Origin of the sequence: Pseudomonas paeninsulae (assembly GCF_035621475.1) — a bacterium.
GTDB classification, from domain to species: domain Bacteria; phylum Pseudomonadota; class Gammaproteobacteria; order Pseudomonadales; family Pseudomonadaceae; genus Aquipseudomonas; species Aquipseudomonas paeninsulae.
Genome location: NZ_CP141799.1, coordinates 1,395,336 through 1,418,210 on the forward strand (window position 1 = coordinate 1,395,336; position 22,875 = coordinate 1,418,210).

The window sequence follows — 22,875 nt, forward strand, 5'->3', positions numbered from 1 at the left end:
GATTTCTAGGTAATACCGAGCGTGAGCTATGTGTCGGCAGCAGTCATTCATGACGGGTCATCTAGACGCGGCTACGCTCCTCAACCCATCCACGGATTTAGGCTTGCGGCGGAGCCTCGCTGGAGTCGGCGTCGAACAGGGTCTCCAGTTCCGTGCGCGCCTCGCGGGCGGTTTGCAGCACTGCGGCCTTGTCGTTGTAGACCCGGTGCTGGGCCTCCAGCACTTCCTCGTCGTGGCGTTGGAAGCGCTTGATCCGCTGGTTCGCCTGCGCCTCGTCGAGGCCCAGGCCGAGCAGCACCTGGCGACTCATCTCCAGGCTCGAATGGAAGGTCTCGCGGATCGGCAGGGCGCCGGCATCCAGCAGGTGATGCACGTGCTGGCGGTTGCGCGCGCGGGCGATGACCTTCAGGTGCGGGTAGAGGCGGCGCACCAGTTCGGTGGTCTTCAGGCTGATCTCCGGGTCGTCGGTGGCGACGATGAAATATTCCGCCTGCTCGGTCTTGGCCGCGTGGAGAATCTCCGGGCGCAGCGGGTCGCCGTAGAAGATCGGCATACGGCCCAGGCTGCGCGACAGCTCAATGGTGTCGACCTCGGTGTCCAGGGCGATAAAGGGCACCCGCTGCGCGCGCAGCACCCGTGCGACCATCTGGCCCATGCGGCCCATGCCGGCGATCACCACGCGCGGCGCATCGCTGTCGATCTCGCGGTACTCCGCCGGCACTTCGCGCGGCTGCTCCTTGACCTTGCACAGGCGCGCCACCAGCAGCACCAATAGCGGCGTGACGGCCATCGACAGGGTGATGACCAGCACCAGCAGGCTATGCAGGCGCGGCTCGAACAGGCCCTGCTCGCGGGCCATCTGGAACACCACAAAGGCGAACTCGCCGCCGGCTGCCAGGACCACGCCCAGGCGTAGCGCACTGTGCGCGCCGAGCCCGCCGGGCAGGCGGCCGAGCAGCACCAGCAGCGGCAGCTTGAGCAAAATCAGCAGGGCGGTGAGCCCGAGCACCAGCACCGGCTGGGCGAACAGCAGGCGGATGTCCGCAGTCATGCCGACGCTGATGAAGAACAAGCCGAGCAGCAGGCCCTTGAACGGCTCGATCTGCGATTCCAGCTCGTGGCGGTATTCCGAGTCGGCCAGCAGCAGGCCGGCGAGGAAGGCGCCGAGGGCCATGGAGATGCCCGCCAGCTCCATCAGCCAGGCGGTGCCGATTACCACCAGCAGCGCGGTGGCGGTGGACACCTCGCGCAGGCCGGTCTTGGCGACGATGCGAAACACCGGGCGCAGCAGGTAGCGCCCGCCGATGACCACCAGGCCGATGCTGCCCAGTACCTTGAACAACTGGCCGAGGTCGCTGCCGGCGTCGGGCGCCGTCCCAGTGCTACTGAGCAACGGCACCAGGGCGATCAGCGGGATGGCGGCGATGTCCTGGAACAGCAAAATGGCGAAGGCAAGGCGACCGTGGGGACTGGTCAGCTCCTTGCGTTCGGCGAGCAGTTGCAGGCCGAAGGCAGTCGACGACAGCGCCAGGCCGAGGCCGAGCACCAGTGCGGTCTTCAGCGGCTGGGCGAAGCCGAACATGGCCACCGCGCCGATCACCAGGCCGGTCAGCAGCACCTGGGCCATGCCGACGCCGAATACCGACTTGCGCATCACCCACAGGCGCCGGGGCGACAATTCCAGGCCGATGATGAACAACAGCAGCACTACCCCCAGCTCGGAGATATGGCTGACGCTTTGCGGGTCGTCCACCAGGCGCAGGGCCGCCGGGCCGATCAGCACCCCGGCCAGCAGGTAGCCGAGTACCGCGCCCAGTTGCAGGCGTTTGGCCAGGGGCACGATCAATACTGCGGCGAGGAGGAATACCACGGCGGTCTGTAGCAGGCTGCCTGGTTCGGCCATGGTGACTCCTTGACTGGCGATGGGCTGGGCGGCGTAGGGTAGCGTTTGCAGCATAGGGTTGGCGCCCCCAGGCATGGCCGGGGGCGCGGGTTATTCAATGGCTATGCCTGATTACGTGTTGCACGCAGCTTTTCTAGGGTCGGTTAGGCGCATGACCACGGGCTCTCTGCTGATGCGTAGTCAGTTGCGCCGTAACCCACCAGATGGGGCTGGCCGATCACCGCTTGGTGGGTTACGCGGCGCACAACTTCCGCCGTTACTTTGCCAACCCGCCTCTGCGCCACTAACTCGCCCTACGAATCATCGCCCCCGCCCAGCACCTTGCCGGCCTGCACGTTTCATGGGACATAGCCTATTGAATGGCGGGTCGGCGCCCGCACCGGCCGCCGCGTCGGTTCAGTCGCTCGACCATGGCAGGCTGGGCGCTACCAATGGCGCGCCGTCGTAGCCCTCGACCCGGCCGAAACGCGGGTGCCCCGCTTGCCAGTCGTGCTGGGCTTGGCTGATCTCGGCCTGGCTATGGCCGACGAAGTTCCACCACAGCAGAATCTCCTCGGCGAACGGCTCGCCGCCCAGTAGCAGCGCCTGGCTACCCGGCGCCAACTGCACGGAAAGCTGGTCGCGGCCGCGGCCGAGATAGGCCAGTTGGTTGACGGCGAAGCGCTCCGCCTGGATCTGCACCTCGCCCTGCAGCGGCAGAATGCCGTACTCGAACGCCGGATCGAGGCGCAGCTCGAGCGTGGCGCCCGGCGCGCTGTGCAGGTCGATGCCGAGCAGCGGCGAGTAAATCCGGGTCGGCGCCGTGTGGCCGTCGTAGTGCCCGGCGAGCAAGGTGAGGCGGCAGCCGTGCTGGTCCCAGCAGGGCAGCTCGGGATGGTGCTCGAACGCCGGCGCGCGCTGGCTCTCGGCGCGGGGCAGGGCGATCCACAGCTGCGCGGCATGCAGGCGCCGTTCGGTGGGCAAGGACTCTTCGCTATGGCTGATGCCGCGCCCGGCGGTCATCAGATTGACCTGGCCCGGGCGAACCGTCTGCACATGACCCAGGCTGTCGCGGTGCAGCACTTCGCCTTCGATCATCCAGGTGAAGGTCTGCAGGCCGATGTGTGGGTGCGGGCCGACCCGCAGACCGGCGTCGGTGGTGAAGGTGGCGGGGCCGGCATGGTCGAGGAAGCACCAGGCGCCGATCATTCGCCGTTGCGCTGAAGGCAGCAGGCGGCTAACGGAAATGCCGCCACCAATCTCGGCGCTACGCGAGGTCACGCGCTGGATGCTGCGCTGGCCATTTTCTAACGGGCAATCGCTGGATGACGACAGCTGGCATTGGTTATCGTGGGTACTCATGACGTTATCCCCGCTGTGTGTTGAACCTGACCGCCTCGCGCAGGGCGGCCGTGTTGTAGAAGCCACTGGGCAGGCTGCCGGAGATGCCCAGCACCTTGATTTCTGAATTTGTCACGTCGGTGCTCCTCAGTCGACCAGCTGGCTGTCGATCAGGATCTCGCCGCTCAGCAGCTTATGGATGGGGCAAACATTGGCAATTTCCAGCAGGCGCTGGCGTTGTGCATCGCTCAGCTCGCCCGACAGGTGGATGTTTCGACCGATGCGGGTCTGCGGATGCTGCGCACTGGGCGCCTGCAGCAGGCTCAGTTGCACATCGATGGCCTGCAGCGGTATGCCCTTGCGTTGCGCGTACATGGCAACGGTGATCGAGGTGCAGGCACCCAGGGCCGATAGCAGCAGCTGATGGGGCGAAGGCCCGGTGTCGCCACCGCCGAGTGCCTGCGGCTCGTCACCCAGCCATTGGTGTACGCCAGCGCTGAGTTTGACCTGATAGGCCTGCCCGTCGAGGGAGGCCGTGACTGACGCTGCGCTCATTGCAAACTCCTATTCTGCTGGACTGCCAAGGCTGTTAAGAACAGCTGTAAGTGGCGCAAAGATCAAGGGCTGCGCAGCGCAGCCCTTGTCGGCGCGCTTACTTGCCCGCGGTCAGTGTGCTGTAGCTGTTGATCAGGTTGCGGTAGTCGGGGATGTGGTTGGAGAACAGCGTGCCCAGCCCCTCGATGTCGTTGCGCCAGTCGCGGTGCAGCTCGCAGGCCAGACCGAACCAGGTCATCAGCTGCGCGCCGGAGGCGGACATACGGTCCCAGGCCGAATGGCGGGTGATTTCATTGAAGGTACCGGAGGCATCGGTGACCACGAACACCTCGAAGCCGGCCTCGATCGCCGACAGCGCCGGGAAGGCCACGCAGACCTCGGTGACCACCCCGGCGATGATCAGCTGCTTGCGGCCGGTGGCCTTTACCGCCTTGACGAAGTCTTCGTTGTCCCAGGCATTGATCTGGCCGGGGCGGGCGATATAGGGCGCGTCCGGGAACTGCGCCTTGAGCTCCGGCACCAGCGGGCCGTTGGGGCCGTTCTCGAAGCTGGTGGTGAGAATGGTCGGCAGTTCGAAGTACTTGGCCAGATCGGCCAGGGCCAATACGTTGTTCTTGAACTTGTCCGGGTCGATGTCGCGCACCAGCGACAGCAGGCCGGTCTGGTGGTCGACCAGCAGGACCGCGGCCTGGTTCTTGTCGAGACGTTTGTAGGTGGTAGTCATTTTGCTTCTCCTTGTTTCTGCTGATGACCCTGCGCCAATCAGTGCAGGGCTTGGGGGATTAGCGCTGCGAATCCAGGACTTCCTGATTGCTCACCACGGCTTGTGCCTTGAGGTAGCTTTCGATCAGCAACTGGTAATGCGGGAAAATATGGCTGTAAGCTTCGGCCCACTGCGCGGCATCAGGACGGTTCCAGGTTTGCTGGATCTCCGAACAAACCGCCGCGGTGTCCATGGGCACCACGCCGGCCTGGACCACCCGGGCCAGGGTGACTTCCTGGGCCATCTTCGAGTAAGTGCCCGAGGCGTCGATCACCGCGAACACCTTGTAGCCGGCCGCCACCGCGCTAATGCTCGGGAAAGCCATGCACACGCTGGTGATGGTGCCGGCGATGATCAGAGTCTTCTTGCCGGTGGCTTCCACGGCCGCCACAAAGTCCGGGCTGTCCCAGGCATTGATTTCGCCCTTGCGCGCCACGTACTGGGCGTGCGGCGCGGCCTCGTGGATCTCGGGAATCAGCGGGCCATTGGGTCCCTGGGGCACCGAGGCAGTGGTGATCACCGGGATCTTCGCCAGGCTGGCAATCTTCGCCAGGGTGATGGCGTTGGCGCGCAGCTCGGTCATCGGCATGTCTTTGACTGTCTGAAACAGGCCGCTTTGGTGGTCGATCAGCAGCATCACCGTGTCGCTGGGGTCGATCGTCGGTTTCTGGCCGTTGAAGTTGGCAATATTTGCGAAGGAATGCATGCGCGGATCCTCTTGAAAGGTTGAGAGGCCCGGGCCGTTTCGACGGTCCGGGTCTGGGTGACGAGTTAGGCCACGGGTCCTGGGTGAGCCGGTCTATTGAGACTAGGCAGTGAGACCGGCGGCGGATGACCGTTAGGCCGGTAGTTGGCCGAACGAGCCGCTCTGCAAGTCCTTAACCGCCTGGGCAATTTCGGCCTGGCTGTTCATCACGAAGGGGCCGTAACCGACCACCGGCTCATCGATCGGCTCGCCACTGAGCAGCAGCACCAGCGCCTGGTTGTTGGCTTCCAGCAACAGCTCGTCGCCGGCGCGGTCGAGCAGCACCATCTGCGCCTCCCTGACCAGCTGGCTGCCATTCACCAGCACGCTGCCGCGCAATACGATCAGCGCCGTGCTGCGCCCCTCGGCGACTGGCAAGGCCAGCGGCTTATCGGCATTCAGGCGGATATCCCAAACGTCCATGGCGGTGAAGGTGTGTGCCGGCCCCTGTTGCCCGGCAAACTCGCCGGCAATCAGGCGCAGGGAACCGGCACCGCCGTCGAGCGGCACTACCGGAATGTCCTGATCGAGAAGGGTCTGGTAGCCCGGCGCGGCCAGCTTGTCGCGGGCCGGCAAGTTGACCCACAGCTGCACCATCTCCAAGGTGCCGCCCTGCTCGGTGAACGCGGCGGAGTGGAATTCTTCATGCAAAATTCCTGAGGCGGCGGTCATCCACTGCACGTCGCCGGGGCCGATCAGGCCGCCGCTGCCAGTCGAGTCACGGTGCTCCAGTTCGCCCTGGTAGACGATGGTCACGGTTTCGAAACCGCGGTGCGGATGCTGGCCGACACCGCGCGGCTGCTGCGTCGGGGCGAACTCATGCGGACCGGCATAGTCGAGCAGCAGAAACGGGCTGATGTGCTGGCCCAGGCTGTCATAGGAAAACAGCGAGCGAACCGGAAAACCGTCACCGACCCAGTGCTGCTTAGGGCTGCTGTAAAGGCCAAGAATCTTTTTCATGAGATGCCTCCTCTGTGTATGCACAACAGCTTAGGAGTGCAACAGCTATCCCGGTAGACTGAGTAAATCAGTCTCAGCGTTCTATAAGGAGAACACTGGTGGACGACCTCAACGACCTCTACTACTTCGCCCAAGTCGTCGAACACGGTGGTTTTGCGGCGGCAGGCAGGGCGCTGCATACACCCAAGTCCAAACTCAGTCGGCGCATTGCCCTGCTCGAGGAGCGCTTGGGTGTGCGCCTGCTGCAGCGCACGACGCGGCACTTCTCGGTTACCGAGATCGGTCAGGAGTATTACCGGCACTGCCTGGCCATGCTGATCGAGGCGCAAGCCGCGCGGGAGGTGATCGAACGCACGCGCTCGGAACCCCAGGGCATCGTACGCATGAGCTGTCCCACCACCTTGCTGCAGTACCGGATTGGCGACCTGATCGGCCGCTTCATGGTCCTCAATCCCAAAGTCCAGGTGCATCTGGATGCCACCAACAGGCACGTCGACGTGATCGGCGAAGGCCTCGACCTGGCCCTGCGCGTGCGTTTCCCTCCACTGGAAAACAGCGATCTGGTGATGCGCGTGCTGGCAGACAGCCCGCAACGACTGGTCGCCAGCCCCGAGTTGCTCAAGGGCCGCGCCTTGCCCTTGCTGCCCGCGGACCTGAGTGGCCTGCCCAGCCTGGACTGGCGGCAACCGGGCGAACATCTGTGGCGACTGGAGGGCCCCAATGGGGCCATGGCCGAGGTCCGGCACCAACCGCGCTTGATCAGCGACGACATGACGACCCTGCTGCAGGCCGCGCTACGCGGCGTTGGCCTGGTGCAGTTGCCGTGCATGGTGGTCGAGCAGGAACTGGCGCAAGGTCGGCTGCTCGACATCATGCCGCAGTGGGCACCGCGCTGCGGCGTGGTGCATGCGCTGTTCCCCTCGCGCCGCGGCTTGCTGCCCTCGGTGCGCAGCCTGATCGATTTTTTGGCCGAGCAGATGCCCTTGTCCTAAGCCCGCTCGCGGGTGCTTGGCTAAGGTGCAAACCAGGCGGCACTTGCCTCACCCCACCCCAAGTTACTTACACTCTGCCTTTCTCTCTTCCAGGCAAGGCCATCCCGTGCAACCGGTGATCTCCATCCAGCAACTGAGCAAGACCTACGCCTCCGGCCATCCGGCGCTGCAAAGCATCGACCTGGATATCCGCAAGGGCGAGATATTCGCCTTGCTCGGCCCCAACGGCGCCGGCAAGACCACCCTGATCAGCATCATCTGCGGCATCGTCAATCCGGGCGGCGGGCGGGTGCTGGTCGACGGTCACGACATCATTACGGACTATCGCGCGGCCCGCTCGCAGATCGGCCTGGTGCCCCAGGAGCTGGTCAGCGACGTGTTCGAAACCGTCTGGGCCACGGTCAAGTTCAGCCGCGGCCTGTTCGGCAAGAAGCCCGATCCGGCCTACCTGGAGCGCCTGCTGCGCGACCTCTCGCTGTGGGACAAGCGCGACGCCAAGATCATGGAGCTGTCCGGCGGCATGAAGCGCCGGGTGATGATCGCCAAGGCGCTGTCGCATGAGCCGCAGATCCTGTTTCTCGACGAACCCACCGCCGGGGTCGACGTCGAGCTGCGCCGCGACATGTGGGCCATGGTCCGCGGCCTGCGCGCCCGCGGGGTGACCATCATCCTCACCACCCACTACATCGAGGAGGCCGAGGAGATGGCCGACCGCATCGGCATCATCAGCCAGGGCCAGATCATCCTGGTGGAGGACAAGCAGGTGCTGATGCACAAGCTCGGTAAGAAGCAACTGACCCTGCATCTGCAGCAGCCGCTGGCGAGCATACCCGCCGAACTCACCGGCCATGCGCTGGAGCTGGCCGATGAAGGCCACACCCTGGTGTTCACCTTCGACGCCCAGCGCGAGCACACCGGCATCGCCGAACTGCTCAAGGACCTGGCCCAGCACGGCATCGACTTCAAGGATCTGCAGTCCAGCCAGAGTTCGTTGGAAGACATCTTCGTTAATTTGGTATCAGGTCGTTGAGCCGCGTAATGAGCAACGCCGCATGGCCGAGCGCAATAGCGGATGAACAACCTGATGAGGCGCGTGTATGAATTTTTATGCCATCAAGGCTATTTACCTGTTCGAGCTGGCGCGCACCTGGCGCACCCTGTTGCAGAGCATCGCCACCCCGGTGATCAGCACCTCGCTGTACTTCGTGGTGTTCGGTTCGGCCATCGGCAGCAGCATGACCGAGGTGCACGGGGTCAGCTACGGCGCCTTCATCGTGCCGGGGCTAATCATGCTGGCACTGCTCACCGAGAGCATCTCCAATGCCTCCTTCGGCATCTACATGCCCAAGTATTCCGGCAGCATCTACGAGCTGCTCTCGGCACCGGTGTCCTACCTGGAAATTCTGCTCGGCTATGTCGGCGCGGCGGCGACCAAGTCGATCGTGCTGGGGCTGGTGATTCTGGTCACGGCGCGGCTGTTCGTCGATTTCGAGATTTTTCATCCGGTGTGGATGCTGGCCTTGCTGGTGCTGACCGCGCTGACCTTCAGCCTGTTCGGTTTCATCATCGGCGTCTGGGCCGACGGCTGGGAGAAATTGCAGATAGTCCCGGCGCTGATCGTCACGCCGCTGACCTTCCTCGGTGGCAGTTTCTACTCGATCAGCATGTTGCCGCCCACGTGGCAGACCATCACCCTGTTCAACCCGGTGGTGTACCTGATCAGCGCCTTCCGCTGGAGCTTCTACGGCGTCTCCGACGTCAACGTGGTGCTCAGCCTGGGCATGATCTTCGCCTTCCTGCTGCTGTGCGTGCTCACCGTTGGCTGGATCTTCAAGACCGGTTACCGGCTGAAGAGTTGAGCGGCAAACTCAGGGTTGGCCACTTCAAGGACATTCACTGGGCAGCCCGGCTACGCCCCGCGTAGCGCTCGGCCAGGGTGCAGAAAAACGTGACATATTGGCCATGGCCAGCACAGAACACCACATCCAGAGCGAGTGGGTCGGCGGGGTCGCTGATGCCCTCGGCTGCCGCCCAGGGTTCCAGGCTCGGCTCGCTCGCCCTGCGCTGCAGGTGCGCCGCATCCAGGCCCGGGCGATCGACCTCGCCGCCGCTGCTGTCGATATAGACCACGCAGTTGTCGCTGTCGAAGGCCTTGCCCAGCTCTTGCACCAGGGTCAGGAAGCCGCGGTCGCTGCCGCCGCGCAGTTGCTCGGTCTGGCCATCCAGCGTGCGAGTGGCCGAGGTGACCGTGTCGCCCACGCCGACGATGTGCGGCATCTGGGCCGGGTCGAAGCGCTCGCGCGCCAGTTGCAACAGCGCGTCGCGCTCGCGCGGGGCCTGGCGGGCGTTGAAGTCGGCGCCCAGCGGGTAGTGCCCGGTGTGTTGGTGATAGTAGTGATTGAGAATCACCAGTACGCCGACTTCCTTGATCGCCCCCTTGAGCATGAACTGGAAATCGGTGGTGCCGGCGTTGTCGCCGGTACTGTATTTGACCCGTTCCAGGCCCTGGGCGTCGCTGCCGAGATTGGGTGCGTAGTGGACGAAGAAGGACTCCTGCAGTTGGCAGGCGGCGGCCTGTTGCAGCAGGTGCGCCATGAAGCCTTCGACTGCGTGCTGCAGCTGCTGGTAGAGCGCCGGTTGGTCGCTGAAATGCTGGTAGAGGCTGTTGATGTTGAGGGTTGGTGAGGCGAGGTTGTCCAGTACGCTGGCGCTAACCAGGGCGGCGATCTCGGATGCGGTGAGCGAATAGGGCGGTGCGGCCAGCAGTTCGCCGAGGAAGCGCTCGGCCTTGCCCGGTAGCGTCTGCAGAAAGGCCAGTTCCGCCTCGCTTACGCCAGGGTGGGAAACCTCGCCGTGGCGATCCTGCAGTTGTACGCCGCCGGCCGCTAGCCCGGGTAGGTAGAGACCTTGCTCGCGGGCCTGGGCGGGGGCTGCGAGGGCGTTGTCGACGATGCCGTTCACCCCGCGCCTGCCGATGTGTTCGCCGTTGGTCAGGACGAAGAAGTGCCCCGCCAGCTGACGGGCTGCCTGCACATAACGCCGTTCGATGGTCCGGGTCAGCGGGTCGCGCACCAGGCCCATGCAGACGCCGTCCAGGTCCTGAATGATCAGCAGCTTATCGGTGGCGACGAGGGCGTCGAGCAGGCGCTCATGATCGAGTGAAAACGTTGGGCTGTGTTTAATCATTCCGCCATCTTACCCGCACTGCCGGGGTCGACCAAACCTGCCGCCCGGAGGCGTCGGGCACTTGCCTGGCTCCGCGGCTGGCCAGCGCTCAGCGACTCAGGCCAAGGCGTACATGCCACTGGGCGATGGATTCTTCGGGGTAACCGTCGAATTGTTGATCGCCGGGCCGCACATTGACTTCGACCCAGGAGGCTTTCGAGTCGAGCAGCAGGTGGGTGTGTTCCGGCGGCACCGGCAGCGGCGTGTCGATAGCCGAGACGAAGGGGTGAATCAGCTCCGGCCACTCTGGGCTGAAGAGCCACAGGGCGCTGCCGCACAGTCGGCAGAAATGCCGCTCGGCACTGCTGGTATGGGCGCGGCGCTCGCCTTCGCGCTTGATCTTGGCGCGATAGATGGCGACCTGCTTGCGCCCGGTGACTATCAGGCTGTGTGCCGCGCCGCTGAGGTTGATCGAGTAACCGCCGCCGCCCTGGGTTTTGCGGCAAATCGAGCAGTAGCAACGCTGGTAGGGATAAGGGTGGGCACTGCTCAGGCTGAACACCACCGCGCCGCAATGGCAGGAACCTTGGAGTTGCATGGCGAACCTCCAGACGAGATGACTGCGTTGGCAAGATCGGCAATTACAGCCTAGACAATCTTTGCCTGGCGTGGCGCGAGTCCGTTGGTCGGGTTGAGTGGCGGCGCAAGTCGCAAGTCGGGCTAGCAGCCTGTCGGACTTGACCGTCTGTAGCGAGGGGAAGTCCGGGTTAACACAGTTTTTGCGCGCTTTTGAGGCGAATAGTGGCTCTATTCAACGAAATGGCGCGTAAAAAATGATCAGGTCCGGCTTTTTCGCAGTAGGACAGTGTTAAGCCCGACAGGCCGCTAGATAACGTTCTGTGTATCCACTTCTTTATGGCGACGTGTCACTATCTACTTTGATTTGCGATGTATCGGCGAGATTCGCCGTCCTCGCAGCACTTTGTCGCGAATGTCCTGCAAAGTCCTGCTCAACAATGACACTCATAATTGCAATAGGGCTCTAGCTTGACCGAAACCAACCTCTCCGAAGGCGAGATGCGCCGCGCCCTCGGCCTCGACCCAGCTCTACCGAAACAACCACAATCACAGTCAAAGCCCGCGTCCAGTTACACGCTCGTCGAACTGAGCGTGCGCAAGAACGGTGGCCCGACTTTCCGCTTCGAGCATCGTTCGAGTTCGATCAGCACGCTGACCGCTCAGCTCGAGGCCGAAAAATCCGCACGCGCCAAGGGCTACGAGGTGTGGGTGCTGCTGGATATCCGGCAGATTTCAGAATAGCGGGTAGTCGATGTCCTGCTGAATCAATCCTGTTGGTTCGGGTTCGATCGGCATCGACCCGCAGGGCAGCCATAACGACGGACTTTCTCCTGCGCTCGCCGCGCTGCCCGATTCTGGTTCGCTCTTTGCCTGTAGCGACCCGCTTTAACCGCCAAACGTCGGCGGTGCCGTGTTTATCATATTGTGGATAAAGCCCAAGACCCCACAGCTTGGCTGCGCTGCGCCGGCGCGGTCCGATCTACAGCCGTAATTTTTCAACGGATATGACGTTCGTTCACGATTTTCTCAACGCCTTTGGCGACACTGTGGCGCAGTCAATGAGTGCGCGGGGACGCTTTGCTGCTGGCGTTAACAGAGGTGATGGCATAGTGCCTTCACGCTCGCGTATCCCCTGGCTTGCACCTGCTTTGCGCCGCATCACCAATCGCTCGAGGATTTTCCATGTCGCCAACAGCAGAACTGTCCCGTCAACCGGCCATCGGCGTCGCCAATTCGAGTGCCACCCGCCGGGCGTTGCTGCTTCTCTCAGCCTTGCTGTTGGTGCTGTTCGTCGTGGCCAGTGCGGCGTTGGTGCAGATTGCGCTGCAGCAGAATACTCGAGCGCTCGAACAAGGCCGGTTCTATGTGGAAAAGGCCACCCAGGCCCGGCAGAAGTCGATGCTGACGATTATCAGCGACTACGCCTTTTGGGGGGATGCTTACCAAAATCTGCATACCGCAGTCGATCTTGAGTGGGCCTATACGCGACAGAACATGGGGCCCAGCCTGTTTGATGATTTCGCCTTTGAGGGTCTGTTTGTCGTCGCTGCCGACGGTACTACCTCTTATGCGGTGGTCGACGGTCAGCGTGTGGCAACCTCGGTGGGGCAATGGCTCCAGCAAGACATAGCCGGCCTGCTCGCACAGGCACGTGAGCAGGCCGGGGATGCAGAACCGGTCGTGGGCTTTGTGCAAATAGCCGGTCAGCCGGCGCTGGTTGCTGCTGCGGGCTTTACCCCCGGAGGCGATCCGCAGGTAGTCGAAGTGCCGGGACCGACATCCGTTTTGCTCTTCGTCGATCGACTCGGGCCGGACAAGCTGCAGGCGCTTGGAGCGGATTTCGGTATCGACAGGTTGCAGGTGGCCAGCGCTGCAGCCGATGCGCCAGGCGCGTCCTCGTTGCCCCTGGCCACCCTCAACGACGAGCAGCTGCTGTTGCGTTGGCAGCCGGCCCGGCCTGGTGATCAGTTGCTTTACCTGATTCTGCCGCTGCTGGCCTTGGCCGGGAGCATTTTTGCGCTGGTCACCTGGTTGACCCTGCGCCGGGCCATGGCTTCCGCGCGCGAGATGGATGCCAGCTATGCTTCCCTGTACACCAGCAAACTGGCCCAGGCGGCCAGTGAGGCGCGCTTTCGCGATGTCGCCGAAGCCGCCTCGGACTGGATTTGGGAGGTCGATACCGCGCTGCGTCTGACCTACCTTTCCGCACGCTTTCAGGTGGTGACCGGGCATGCCGAGAGCGATTGGTTGGGGCGCCAGATCGATGAGTTCATCGAGTGTCCCGGTGGTCTATCCACCTGGCTGAGCAAGCGCAAGAGCAGGGCCTCCAATGGCACCCGGCAATGTCATTACCGCGCCCAGGATGGCCGTTTGCGCACCTGTCGACTCTCCATGCGAACCGTTGCCGATGCGCAGGTTACCGGCGGTTACCGCGGTACTGCCAGCGACATCACCGAAGAGGTCGAGGCGCGGGCGCGCATCGAACACCTGTCGCTGCATGATGCGCTGACCGGCCTGCCGAACCGCAACCGCATGCAGGAGTTCCTCGACGGCAAACTCAAGGCGCTACCCACTGCGAAAAATCCGCTGGTCATGCTCAGCCTCGACCTCGACCGCTTCAAGCCAGTCAACGACTCTTTCGGCCATGAGGTCGGCGACCGGGTGCTCAACGAGGTTTCCCGGCGCCTGCGCCTGTGCCTGCGCGAGGGCGATCTGGTTGCCCGCCTGGGGGGTGATGAGTTCATTCTGATTGTCAGTGGCATATCTGCTCAGGAGGAAGTGGAGCATCTGTGCGAGCGTTTGATCGCCAGCATCGAACGGCCATTCGAGATCGATAACCACAGTATTTTTATCGGCACCAGCATTGGCGTGGCCATGGCGCCCACCGACGCGGCCCAGGCGGACGAGTTGCTCCGGTATGCGGATATCGCGCTGTACGAGGCCAAGGGGGCCGGGCGCAATACCTGGTGTTTTTATGCCAGCGACATGAACGAGCGGGTCGTCGAGCGCCGTCAGCTCGAACACGATTTGCGCCAGGCCTTGCAGCACGACGAGCTGCGCCTGCTCCTGCAGCCCCGTTACAGCGTCAACAGCAAGCGCATGGTCGCGGCCGAGGCGCTGGTTCGCTGGCAGCACCCGCAACGCGGACTGTTGAGCCCCGATAGCTTTATTTCAATCGCCGAGACCACCGGCTTGATCGTGCCCCTGAGTTCCTGGGTGTTGCATGCCGCCTGCATGGAAGCCATGAGCTGGAGCGAGGAACTGATCGTTTCGGTGAACCTCTCACCGGTTGAGTTCCAGCATGGGCAATTGGTGGCGCGGGTGACGGCCGCCCTTGCCGAAACCGGCCTGCCGCCGTCGAGATTGGAATTGGAGCTCACCGAGAGTGTCTTGCTCGAGGATGCCGAGGGCGCGCTGGTGATCATGCAGGCACTCAAGGACTTGGGCGTCAGGCTGTCCATGGATGACTTTGGCACCGGCTATTCGTCCCTCGGCTATCTGCGCACATTCCCTTTCGATGGGTTGAAGATCGATCGCAGTTTCGTCTCCGACCTGGACGGTTGCGAGAACAGCCAGGCAATCATCAAGGCGATCATCGGACTCGGCCGGGCGCTCTCCCTGACCGTGACGGCCGAGGGTGTGGAGTCGCAAGAACAACTCGATATTCTCCAGCGATACGACTGCGAGGAAGCCCAGGGCTATTTCCTCGATCGGCCGATGCAGCCGGCCCTGCTGCGCAGTGCCCTGGCGTGCCAGGAGCAAGGTGCATGAACTGGGGTGGCTGATCGTGAGGCTGCAACAAGCTTTATGCTGCTCAGCGATGGCCCCCGCGGCCGGTGCCGCACGACTCTGTAGGAGGGGCGGCCCGGCACCCGGTTAAACCGGCTCCGGCACATCCTCGCTGCTGTCCATGGCCACCTGACGGATCGACAGGCGAATCTCTGCCGGTAGCACGCGCTTGGCGGCGCCTTCGGCGAGTTCGTTGAGCAACGGGTGGTGGCTGAGTTTGCCGGCCGGGTCCTGGCGCAGCACGCTCTGGTCGAGCAGGGTCTGAATGAAGTGGCGGAACAGGCTCTTGTCGAAGAATTCCGGGGCGTTGAGGCCATGCAGGATCGACAGGCGCTGGGCCATCACGGTACACAGGTCTTCCAGTTCCTCGGCGCTGATCGCGTGCTGGCCGGCATTGAGCAGCAGGGCGGTGGCCATGTAGAAACGCTGCAGGGTCTGGGCGATGGTGCGCGAGAGCAGGGTTAGCAGGACGAAATGCCGCGAGCTGGGAACCGGGCGTACATAGACGTCGGCCTCGAAGGTGAGCAGGCCCTGCTCGACGAAGGCGGCCAGCCATTGGTCGACCACGGCGTCCAACTCGTCCAGGTTCCAGCGCATGAACAACTCGGCTTGCAGGTAAGGGTAGAGCGCGCGGGTATAGCGCAGGATCTGTTCGCGGCTGATCCGCGCGCTGCTCTGGAAGAAGCTGGTCAGCAGCGCGGGTAGGGCGAAAATGTGCAGCACATTGTTGCGGTAGTAGGTCATCAGGACGGCGTTGTGCTCGTCTAGATAGAGGATCTTGCCCAGCGCATCGCGCTGTTCGGCCAACAGGCCCATGGCCTGCACGTACTCGATCAGCGCTTGGCCGTCGCCCTCCGGCAGGGTGCAGTGCGGCGAGTAGGGTACGCGGCGTAGCAGCGCCAGGTAGAGATCCAGCACCCGCGCCAAGGCGGGTTCGTCGAGGGCCAGCTTGCTGGTGGACAGCAGCGCCAGGGCCACCAGGTTGACCGGGTTGATCGCCGCCGCTTCGTTGAGGTGTTGCGCCACGCGTTGGCCGAGCTTGCTGGTGGCCTCGTTCAGCCAGCTTGGCCGGTAATGCGGTGCGAGGTCCTGGCTGCGCCAGTCCGGTTGTTGCTGGTCGAGGAACTCGGCCAGCTTGATTGGCTCGCCGAAATTCACCCAGACCTGGCCGAAGCGCTGCTTGAGCGCGCCTATGACCTTGAAGATATCGAAGATCGACTCCTTCTTCTTGCTCGCGCCGCGCAGCTCGCCCAGGTAGGTGCGGCCTTCCAGCACCCGTTCGTAGCCGACATACACCGGCACGAACACCACCGGCAGGCGGTGGCTGCGCAGGAAGCTACGCATCGTGATGGCGAGCATGCCGGTCTTCGGCTGGAGCATGCGGCCGGTGCGCGAGCGGCCGCCTTCGACGAAGTACTCGACCGGGAAGCCCTTGCTGAACAGGCTGTGCAGGTATTCGTTGAACACCGCGGTGTACAGCGGGTTGCCCTTGAAGGTGCGGCGCATAAAGAAGGCGCCGCCACGGCGTAGCAGGCCGCCGATGATCGGCATGTTGAGGTTGATCCCGGCGGCGATATGCGGCGGGGTCAAGCCGTTGCGAAACAGCAGGTAGGACAGCAGCAGGTAGTCGATATGGCTGCGGTGGCAGGGTACGTAGATTACCTCGTGACCCTGGGCGACCTCCTGTACGCCTTCGATGTGATTGACCTTGATGCCGTCGTAGATCTTGTTCCAGAACCAGCTGAGCAGCAGTTCGAGGAAGCGGATCACCGTGTAGGTGTAGTCCGAGGCGATTTCGTTGCCGTAACGCAGGGCCTGGCTTTCGGCTTTTTCAAGGCTGATACCTTCACGCTCGGCTTCCTCGATGATCGCCTGGCGAACCTGCGGGCCGTGCACCAGACCCTTGACCAGGTTGCGCCGGTGCGACACGTCCGGGCCGATGACCGCGGCCTTCTGGTTGCGAAAGTGTACGCGCAGGATGCGCTGAACCATGCGCAGGGTGCGCTCGTGGCCCTTGTCCTGCTCGACCAGCTCGCGCAGGTGAATCGGCGTGGAGAACTGTACGCGGGTCTTGCGCCCCAGAATCAGGATGCTCACCAACCGGCGCAGACGCCCGGTGACCGCCCAGCTGTCGGCGAACAGCAGCTTCCAGGCGCTGGTTTCCCGATCCGGCGACTGGCCCCAGAACACGCTGACCGGGATGATCTGGGCATCGTCCACGGCATGCTGGCTAAGGGCGCTGATCAGGCGTTGCAGGGTCGGCGCAATGCCGCGCTTGTCCTGGCGGCCGAGCCAGTCCGGCTCCGGGGTCAAGTAGAAGAACGCCGCCGGCTCCAGCAGATCGCCCACCGCGACCGGCAATATCGGGCGCGGCAGGCCGGCCTTGCGACATTCCGTATCGACCACCGCCAGATCGCTCAAGGACGGCAGTTGCAGCACATAGAACACTGGCTTGCTGCGGTCGAGCTTGAGGGTGAAGGCCGACTGGTTGATGGTTTCCGAACGCACCCAGAGGTACAGCAGGCGGCGCAGGGTACCGAACACGAGGCGGCGAAACGGGGAGCGGGTCATACGGAGTCTGCTGACTGTGCAAACGAGCAATTGCTCGGGGCGGCTAGTGTGCCGGATCGCTGGCGTGCCGGCAAAAGCTTGTCATGGGCCGGTTGGTTGAAGCGTTGGGCCGGGCGCGCAGGTCGGCGGAGGGGCGCGTGCCTGAAGCAAACCTGGGTTGAAGACGCCGCGTAAGCCAGCACGGTGTCAGCAGGCCCGCCGCCATGCTGGGTTACGCCGCGCTTGAAATGCGCTCTTGGCAGCCAGCGCCTGGGCGGCTAACCCATCCTGCGGAGCAATCTTGCGTCAAGGGCATGCCTTGCGGGTTCTTGGCTTGCACTGTCGGTGCTCGACTCCTTATAGTCCCGCCGGCATTTAAAGGCCGTTTCGCTGCTCTATACGGGCCGCGAGCAGGATCTGTTAGCGCACGGGTGAGGGACCATGATCGAGATAAGCAATCTAACCAAGCGTTTCGCACAGCACACGGTGGTGGACGACCTGTCCTTCAGCGTCGAGCGGGGGGAAGTGTTGGGCTTTCTCGGCCCGAACGGTGCCGGCAAGTCCACCACCATGAAGATGCTCACCGGTTTTCTTGCGCCAACGTCCGGTACGGCGAGCATTCTCGGCTTCGATATCCAGAGAGATACCCTCAAGGCCCAGCGCCAGATCGGTTACTTGCCCGAAGGCGCGCCCTGTTATGGCGACATGACGGTGCGCGGTTTTCTCGACTTCATCGCCGAGGTGCGCGGCTTCAAGGGTGCGGCGAAGCGTCAGCGAGTGGCCAAGGCAGTGGCTCAGGTCGAGCTGGAAAATGTCCTCGAACAGTCCATCGAGACCCTGTCCAAGGGCTTCAAACGCCGGGTCGGCCTAGCCCAGGCGATCCTGCATGACCCCAAGGTACTGATCCTCGACGAGCCCACCGATGGCCTTGATCCGAACCAGAAGCACCAGGTACGCAAGCTGATCCAGAGCCTGGCCTACGACAAGATCGTGATCATCTCCACCCATATTCTTGAAGAGGTTTCAGCCGTGTGCACCCGTGCGGTGGTGATCGCCCACGGCAAGCTGCTCGCCGATGGCACGCCGCTGGAATTGGAAAGCCGCTCGCGCTATCACCAAGCGGTCACCCTGGTGGCCGAAGAGCCACTGGATCGGGTGGCGCTGGCGGCATTGCCGGGCGTGCTCGCGGTGGAAGAGAACGAGCGTGAGCACAGCCTCAGCGTGCTGGCCAAGCCGGGCGAAGTGATCTTCGCGCAGGTCAATGCGCTGATCGCTCAGCGCGGCTGGCGAGTTAAGGAGTTGAATGTCGAGCGCGGCCGGCTGGACGAAGTGTTCCGCCGTCTGACCCGTGGAGAGGTGGTATGAGGCAGTTACCGGTGCTGTTCAAACGCGAGCTGGCGAGCTACTTCAGCACGCCGCTGGCCTATGTATTTATCGTGATCTTCCTGGTCCTGTCCGGGGTGTTCACCTTCTACCTGGGCGGTTTCTTCGCGAGTGGTCAGGCCAATCTGGCGCCGTTCTTCGGTTTCCATCCCTGGTTGTACCTGTTTCTAGTGCCGGCCATCGCCATGCGTCTGTGGGCCGAGGAGCGCAAGTCCGGCACCATCGAGCTGCTGATGACCTTGCCGATCACCCGCTTCGAGGCGGTCACCGGCAAGTTCCTCGCCGCCTGGGCCTTCGCCGGCCTGGCGCTGCTGCTGACCTTCCCGATGATCATCACCGTCAACTACCTGGGCGAGCCGGACAACGGCGCCATTGCCACCGGCTACATCGGCAGTTGGTTGCTGGCCGGCGCTTATCTGGCCATCGGCTCGTGCATGTCGGCGTTGGCGAAGAACCAGGTGATCGCCTTTATCCTGGCAGTCAGCGTGTGCTTCCTGTTTATCGTCAGCGGCTTTCCCATGGTGCTCGACGGCTTCAGTGGCTGGGCACCGCAATGGCTGATCGACGCGGTGGCGTCGCTGAGCTTCCTGACCCGTTTCGATGCCATCAGCAAGGGCGTGATCGACCTGCGTGACGTGCTGTATTTCCTCACCCTGATCGCGGCCTGGTTGGCCGCGACGGCGGTGGTCATCGACCTGAAGAAAGCCGATTGAGGGCGCCCATGAAAAAGCTGATGGTTTCCGGCGCCGGGCTCGTGCTTATCGCCCTGGCGTTTCTCGCATTCAACCTGTTCTCCAGCCTGAGCCTGACCGGTGCACGCCTGGATCTGACCGAGCAGAAGCTCTACACCATCTCCTCCGGTACCAAGCAGATACTTACCGAGCTGGATGAGCCGGTGGCGCTGAGCTTCTTCTACTCCGACACGGCCACCAAGGACCTGCCGGCGCTGCGCACCTACGCCAAGCGCGTCGAGGAAATGCTCCAGGCCTACCAACGTGAGGCGGGTGACAAGCTCAAACTGAACATCATCGACCCCGAGCCCTTCTCCGCGGAGGAGGACAAGGCCGCCGAGTTCGGCCTGCAGGCCATTCCTCTGCAGCAGGGCGGCGATTCGATCTACTTCGGCCTGGCCGGCAAGAACGCTGCGGGCGATGTGCAGGTGATCCCCTTCTTCGCCCTTGATCAGGAGGAGTTCCTCGAATACGAGCTCAGCCGTCTGCTGCAGAGCCTGGCCAAACCGGAGCGGCCGGTGGTCGGCGTTTTGTCCGGACTGCAGATCAATGGCGGCTTCGACATGGCGTCACGCCAGCCGACGCCGCCGTGGATGGTCATGGAAGAAATTCGCCAGCTGTTCCAGATCGAGAGCCTGAAGGCCGGCGTCGACCTGATCCCCGAGAATGTCTCGGTACTGCTGCTGGTGCACCCCAAGCAGTTGCCGCAACAGACCCTCTACGCCATCGACCAGTTCGTCCTGCGCGGCGGCAAGCTGCTGACTTTCGTCGATCCGTTCAGTGAGGCCGATACCCAGGCTGAGATGCCCGGCGAGAGGGTCCTCGGCAAGTCCTCCGATCTCGAGCCGCTGTTCAAGGCCTGGGGCCTGCGCATGGTGCCGGATCAGGTGCTCGGCGATGGCTCCTACGCCATGTCGGTGAGCATGGGTCAGGATCGTCGGCCGGTGCGGCATGCCGCCTGGCTGAGCCTGCCCAAGGGCGCCCTGGATCAGGACGATATCAGCACCGCCGCGCTGGAGAACCTGACCGTGGCCGCCGCCGGTATGCTCGAGCCGCTGGAGGGGGCCAAGACCCGTTTCATCCCGCTGCTGCAGAGTTCGCAGTACGCCATGCCGTTCGACGCGAAGCGCTTCGCCATGCTGCAGAACCCGGAAGAACTGATTCGCGAACTGCAGCCGACCGGCGAACGCTACACCATCGCCGCGCGGATTGACGGCCCGGCGCAGTCGGCCTACCCGGACGGCATCGAAGGGCGCAAGGACGGGCTCAAGCAGGCGGACAACATCAACGTCATCGTGGTCGCCGATACCGATATGCTCACCGACCGCATGTGGGTGCAGGTGCAGGACTTCTTCGGCCAGCGCATTCCGCAGCCGTGGGCGGACAACGCGGGTTTCGCGATTAATGCGTTGGATAACCTGGCCGGCTCCGAGGCGCTGATCAGCGTGCGTTCACGCGGACGTTTCACCCGTCCGTTCGAGGTGGTCGAGGCATTGCAGCGTGAGGCCGAGGTACGTTTTCGCGAGAAGGAGCAGGCCCTGCAGGCGCGGCTGGCGGACACCGAGCAGAAGCTCGCCGTCTTGCAGCAGCGCGACGACCCGAGCAAGGTGCCGGAGCTGACCCCGGAACAGCAGGCCACGGTGCGCCAGTTCCTTCAGGAGAAGCTGAAGATCCGCAAGGAACTGCGCGAGGTGCGTTACCAGCTGAACGCCGATATCGAGGCGCTGGGGCGCACGTTGAAGTTCGTCAATATCGCCCTGATGCCGCTGTTGCTGACGTTCGGCGTGCTGGCGTTGTGGCTGTGGCGGCGGCGCAAGCACGGTTGATTGGCCACGCACCTTGATGGAAGGGCGCAAGCCGTCTCTGTAGCAACGAAAAAGCCCGTCGATGACGGGCTTTTTCGTGTGTCCTTGCCCGCAGGCGCTAGGCGCCGCGCTTGTGTCTCAGCCGGTGCGCCAGGTGATTTCCTCGACGCCATCGGCGCTGATGCGCATCCAGCGGTCGGCTTGTTCGACGTTTTCCTCTTCCTGCCAGCTGCCCGGGGCGCAGCGTACTTCGACGTCGAGCGCGGCAAAAGCCGCCTGGGCGCAGGTCAGGTCGTCCGTCCAGGGTGTGGCGGCGCTTTCCAAGTAGAGGCTATGCCACTTGCCGACGGCTTTCGGTAGCCAGGTCACCGGCACATCGCCGGCCAGGCACTTGAAGGTCTGGCCTTTCTGCTGCCAGGGCGTGCACGGGCCGAGCGCTTCGCTCAGCCACACGGCGATGGCGTGGTGATCGGCATCTTTCAGGTAAATCTCGATATCCGGTTGGCGCATGGTCATTCTCTATTTCGGGGCTTGGTAGGCCGTTTGAAAAACGTAGCGAGCGAAGGCTAGGCCGGGGCGCGTAGCCAGGCGGGATCAGGCGAAACGTAGCGAAGCGGAGTAACAGCCAAAGGCTGGCCCGCAGGGCGAACGTAGTGAGTCAAAAGCGGAGTGTACAGCTGTACGTACATGAGCATTTAAAGCCTGATCCCAACGCGGCATAGTCAAGCGCAGTAGTTTTTCAACGGCCTGTGCGCTCGATCCAATCGTAGCGTATGGCAACCGTCACCTCTAAAGGTTCGGCGATTACTGCGGCGCGCCGTTCGGCGCTGGCGCGCCAGCCATGGGGCGTCATCGCCAGCAGGTCGGCGCGAGCCTCGCTGCTGCTCAGTTGCAGCTCGAAGCTCAGGGTTTCGCTGTGGGCCAGGCGCATGCCCGCAGGGATCAGTTCGAGGTGCTTCTGGTCGTCGTAATCGCGGACTTCGTCATACAGCTTGTGCCGCAGTTGCATCAGGTGTTCGCGGGTCGGGCCCATGCGCAGCAGGCCGCCGCCGGGGGCGAGCAGGCGTTTTGCTTCCTGCCAGTCGAGCGGGCTGAACACGCTGGCGAGCAGTTGGCAGCTGGCGTCGGCCAGCGGCACCCGGGCCATGCTGGCAACCAGCCAGGTCAGCTGCGGCGAACGCTTGCAGCCACGTTTGATCGCTTCACGGGAGATATCCAGGGCATAACCGTCGGCATCGGGCAGGGCATCGGCAAGTTGTGCGGTGTAGTAACCCTCACCGCAGCCAATATCCAGCCAGCGCCCGGGGGCGTAACCCGCGGCCAGTTCGGCCAGGCGCCTGGCCAGCGGCGCATAGTGGCCGCCATCGAGAAAGCGTCGGCGGGCCTCGACCATGGCGGCGTTGTCGCCAGGGTCGCGGCTGTTCTTGTGCTGCACCGGCAGCAGGTTCAGGTAGCCCTGGCGCGCGCGGTCGAAACGATGCCCGGCCGGGCAGATCACGCCGTTGTCGACGGCGCTCAAGGCGCCTTGGCAGAGGGGGCAGGTCAGCATGCGAAAAATCCGTGGAAATGTCGTAGCGAGCAACCCGAGAGCAAGGCGGACGGAACGCAGCGACGAGACATATCAGACATATCAGT

19 protein-coding genes are annotated in these 22,875 nt (G+C 63.5%); 8 read left to right on the forward strand and 11 right to left on the reverse strand.

Features of this window, described 5'->3' with window-relative positions:
* Window positions 1-97: 97 nt before the first annotated feature.
* The 6 genes from VCJ09_RS06350 to VCJ09_RS06375 all read right to left on the reverse strand — a co-directional run bounded on the left by VCJ09_RS06350 (window position 98) and on the right by VCJ09_RS06375 (window position 6,246).
* The gene (locus tag VCJ09_RS06350; protein WP_324733605.1) at window positions 98-1,903 is read right to left on the reverse strand and encodes a monovalent cation:proton antiporter-2 (CPA2) family protein; all 1,806 of its coding nucleotides are present in this window, start codon (window positions 1,901-1,903) and stop codon (window positions 98-100) included.
* Window positions 1,904-2,299: 396 nt separating this feature from the next.
* Window positions 2,300-3,244 (reverse strand): pirin family protein, encoded by a 945-nt coding sequence (locus VCJ09_RS06355; RefSeq protein WP_324733606.1) that lies wholly within the window; start codon window positions 3,242-3,244, stop codon window positions 2,300-2,302.
* Window positions 3,245-3,370: 126 nt separating this feature from the next.
* Window positions 3,371-3,778: an OsmC family protein gene (locus VCJ09_RS06360; protein ID WP_324733607.1), complete on the reverse strand. Its 408-nt coding sequence runs from the start codon at window positions 3,776-3,778 to the stop codon at window positions 3,371-3,373.
* 97 nt (window positions 3,779-3,875) lie between these two features.
* Window positions 3,876-4,502, reverse strand: coding sequence for an isochorismate family cysteine hydrolase YcaC (gene ycaC / locus VCJ09_RS06365; RefSeq protein WP_324733608.1), 627 nt, complete (start codon window positions 4,500-4,502; stop codon window positions 3,876-3,878).
* 58 nt (window positions 4,503-4,560) lie between these two features.
* Window positions 4,561-5,247 carry an isochorismatase family protein gene (locus VCJ09_RS06370; protein ID WP_324733609.1) on the reverse strand — a complete coding sequence of 229 codons (687 nt, stop codon included), beginning with the start codon at window positions 5,245-5,247 and terminating at the stop codon, window positions 4,561-4,563.
* A gap of 132 nt (window positions 5,248-5,379) precedes the next feature.
* A complete protein-coding gene (locus VCJ09_RS06375) occupies window positions 5,380-6,246 on the reverse strand; it encodes a pirin family protein (protein WP_324733610.1) in 867 nt (288 codons plus the stop codon).
* Window positions 6,247-6,344: 98 nt separating this feature from the next.
* On the opposite strand from VCJ09_RS06375, the gene VCJ09_RS06380 reads away from it, so the two are divergent.
* The 3 genes from VCJ09_RS06380 to VCJ09_RS06390 all read left to right on the forward strand — a co-directional run bounded on the left by VCJ09_RS06380 (window position 6,345) and on the right by VCJ09_RS06390 (window position 9,097).
* Complete coding sequence (locus tag VCJ09_RS06380; protein WP_324733611.1) at window positions 6,345-7,238, forward strand: LysR family transcriptional regulator; 894 nt, start codon at window positions 6,345-6,347, stop codon at window positions 7,236-7,238.
* Between the two features lie 106 nt (window positions 7,239-7,344).
* Window positions 7,345-8,268, forward strand: coding sequence for an ABC transporter ATP-binding protein (locus VCJ09_RS06385; protein WP_324733612.1), 924 nt, complete (start codon window positions 7,345-7,347; stop codon window positions 8,266-8,268).
* Window positions 8,269-8,335: 67 nt separating this feature from the next.
* Window positions 8,336-9,097, forward strand: a complete 762-nt coding sequence (locus VCJ09_RS06390; RefSeq protein WP_324733613.1) for an ABC transporter permease — start codon at window positions 8,336-8,338, stop codon at window positions 9,095-9,097.
* A gap of 34 nt (window positions 9,098-9,131) precedes the next feature.
* Here VCJ09_RS06390 and stpA read toward each other — a convergent pair whose 3' ends face one another.
* Entirely contained in the window at window positions 9,132-10,424 is a 1,293-nt protein-coding gene (stpA, locus tag VCJ09_RS06395) for a glucosylglycerol 3-phosphatase (protein WP_324733614.1), read from the reverse strand.
* Between the two features lie 88 nt (window positions 10,425-10,512).
* Window positions 10,513-11,001 (reverse strand): GFA family protein, encoded by a 489-nt coding sequence (locus VCJ09_RS06400; protein WP_324733615.1) that lies wholly within the window; start codon window positions 10,999-11,001, stop codon window positions 10,513-10,515.
* Window positions 11,002-11,450: 449 nt separating this feature from the next.
* Between VCJ09_RS06400 and VCJ09_RS06405 the strand changes: the two genes are divergently transcribed.
* Window positions 11,451-11,723, forward strand: a complete 273-nt coding sequence (locus VCJ09_RS06405; RefSeq protein ID WP_407693014.1) for a hypothetical protein — start codon at window positions 11,451-11,453, stop codon at window positions 11,721-11,723.
* A gap of 441 nt (window positions 11,724-12,164) precedes the next feature.
* Window positions 12,165-14,753, forward strand: coding sequence for a bifunctional diguanylate cyclase/phosphodiesterase (locus VCJ09_RS06410; RefSeq protein WP_324733616.1), 2,589 nt, complete (start codon window positions 12,165-12,167; stop codon window positions 14,751-14,753).
* A gap of 105 nt (window positions 14,754-14,858) precedes the next feature.
* Here VCJ09_RS06410 and plsB read toward each other — a convergent pair whose 3' ends face one another.
* Entirely contained in the window at window positions 14,859-17,342 is a 2,484-nt protein-coding gene (gene plsB / locus VCJ09_RS06415; RefSeq protein WP_324733618.1) for a glycerol-3-phosphate 1-O-acyltransferase PlsB, read from the reverse strand.
* Window positions 17,343-17,762: 420 nt separating this feature from the next.
* On the opposite strand from plsB, the gene VCJ09_RS06420 reads away from it, so the two are divergent.
* The 3 genes from VCJ09_RS06420 to VCJ09_RS06430 are packed head-to-tail and all read left to right on the forward strand — an operon-like array spanning window position 17,763 to window position 21,261.
* Window positions 17,763-18,686 carry an ABC transporter ATP-binding protein gene (locus VCJ09_RS06420; RefSeq protein ID WP_079201085.1) on the forward strand — a complete coding sequence of 308 codons (924 nt, stop codon included), beginning with the start codon at window positions 17,763-17,765 and terminating at the stop codon, window positions 18,684-18,686.
* Complete coding sequence (locus VCJ09_RS06425; RefSeq protein ID WP_324733619.1) at window positions 18,683-19,417, forward strand: ABC transporter permease subunit; 735 nt, start codon at window positions 18,683-18,685, stop codon at window positions 19,415-19,417. The genes VCJ09_RS06420 and VCJ09_RS06425 overlap by 4 nt, the downstream gene beginning before the upstream one ends.
* 8 nt (window positions 19,418-19,425) lie before the next feature.
* Window positions 19,426-21,261, forward strand: coding sequence for a GldG family protein (locus VCJ09_RS06430; protein WP_324733620.1), 1,836 nt, complete (start codon window positions 19,426-19,428; stop codon window positions 21,259-21,261).
* A 117-nt stretch (window positions 21,262-21,378) separates the two neighbouring features.
* Here VCJ09_RS06430 and VCJ09_RS06435 read toward each other — a convergent pair whose 3' ends face one another.
* Both VCJ09_RS06435 and VCJ09_RS06440 read right to left on the reverse strand, forming a co-directional pair.
* A complete protein-coding gene (locus tag VCJ09_RS06435) occupies window positions 21,379-21,750 on the reverse strand; it encodes a hypothetical protein (RefSeq protein ID WP_324733621.1) in 372 nt (123 codons plus the stop codon).
* Window positions 21,751-21,979: 229 nt separating this feature from the next.
* Entirely contained in the window at window positions 21,980-22,789 is an 810-nt protein-coding gene (locus tag VCJ09_RS06440; protein ID WP_324733622.1) for a putative RNA methyltransferase, read from the reverse strand.
* Between the last annotated feature and the right edge of the window lie 86 nt (window positions 22,790-22,875).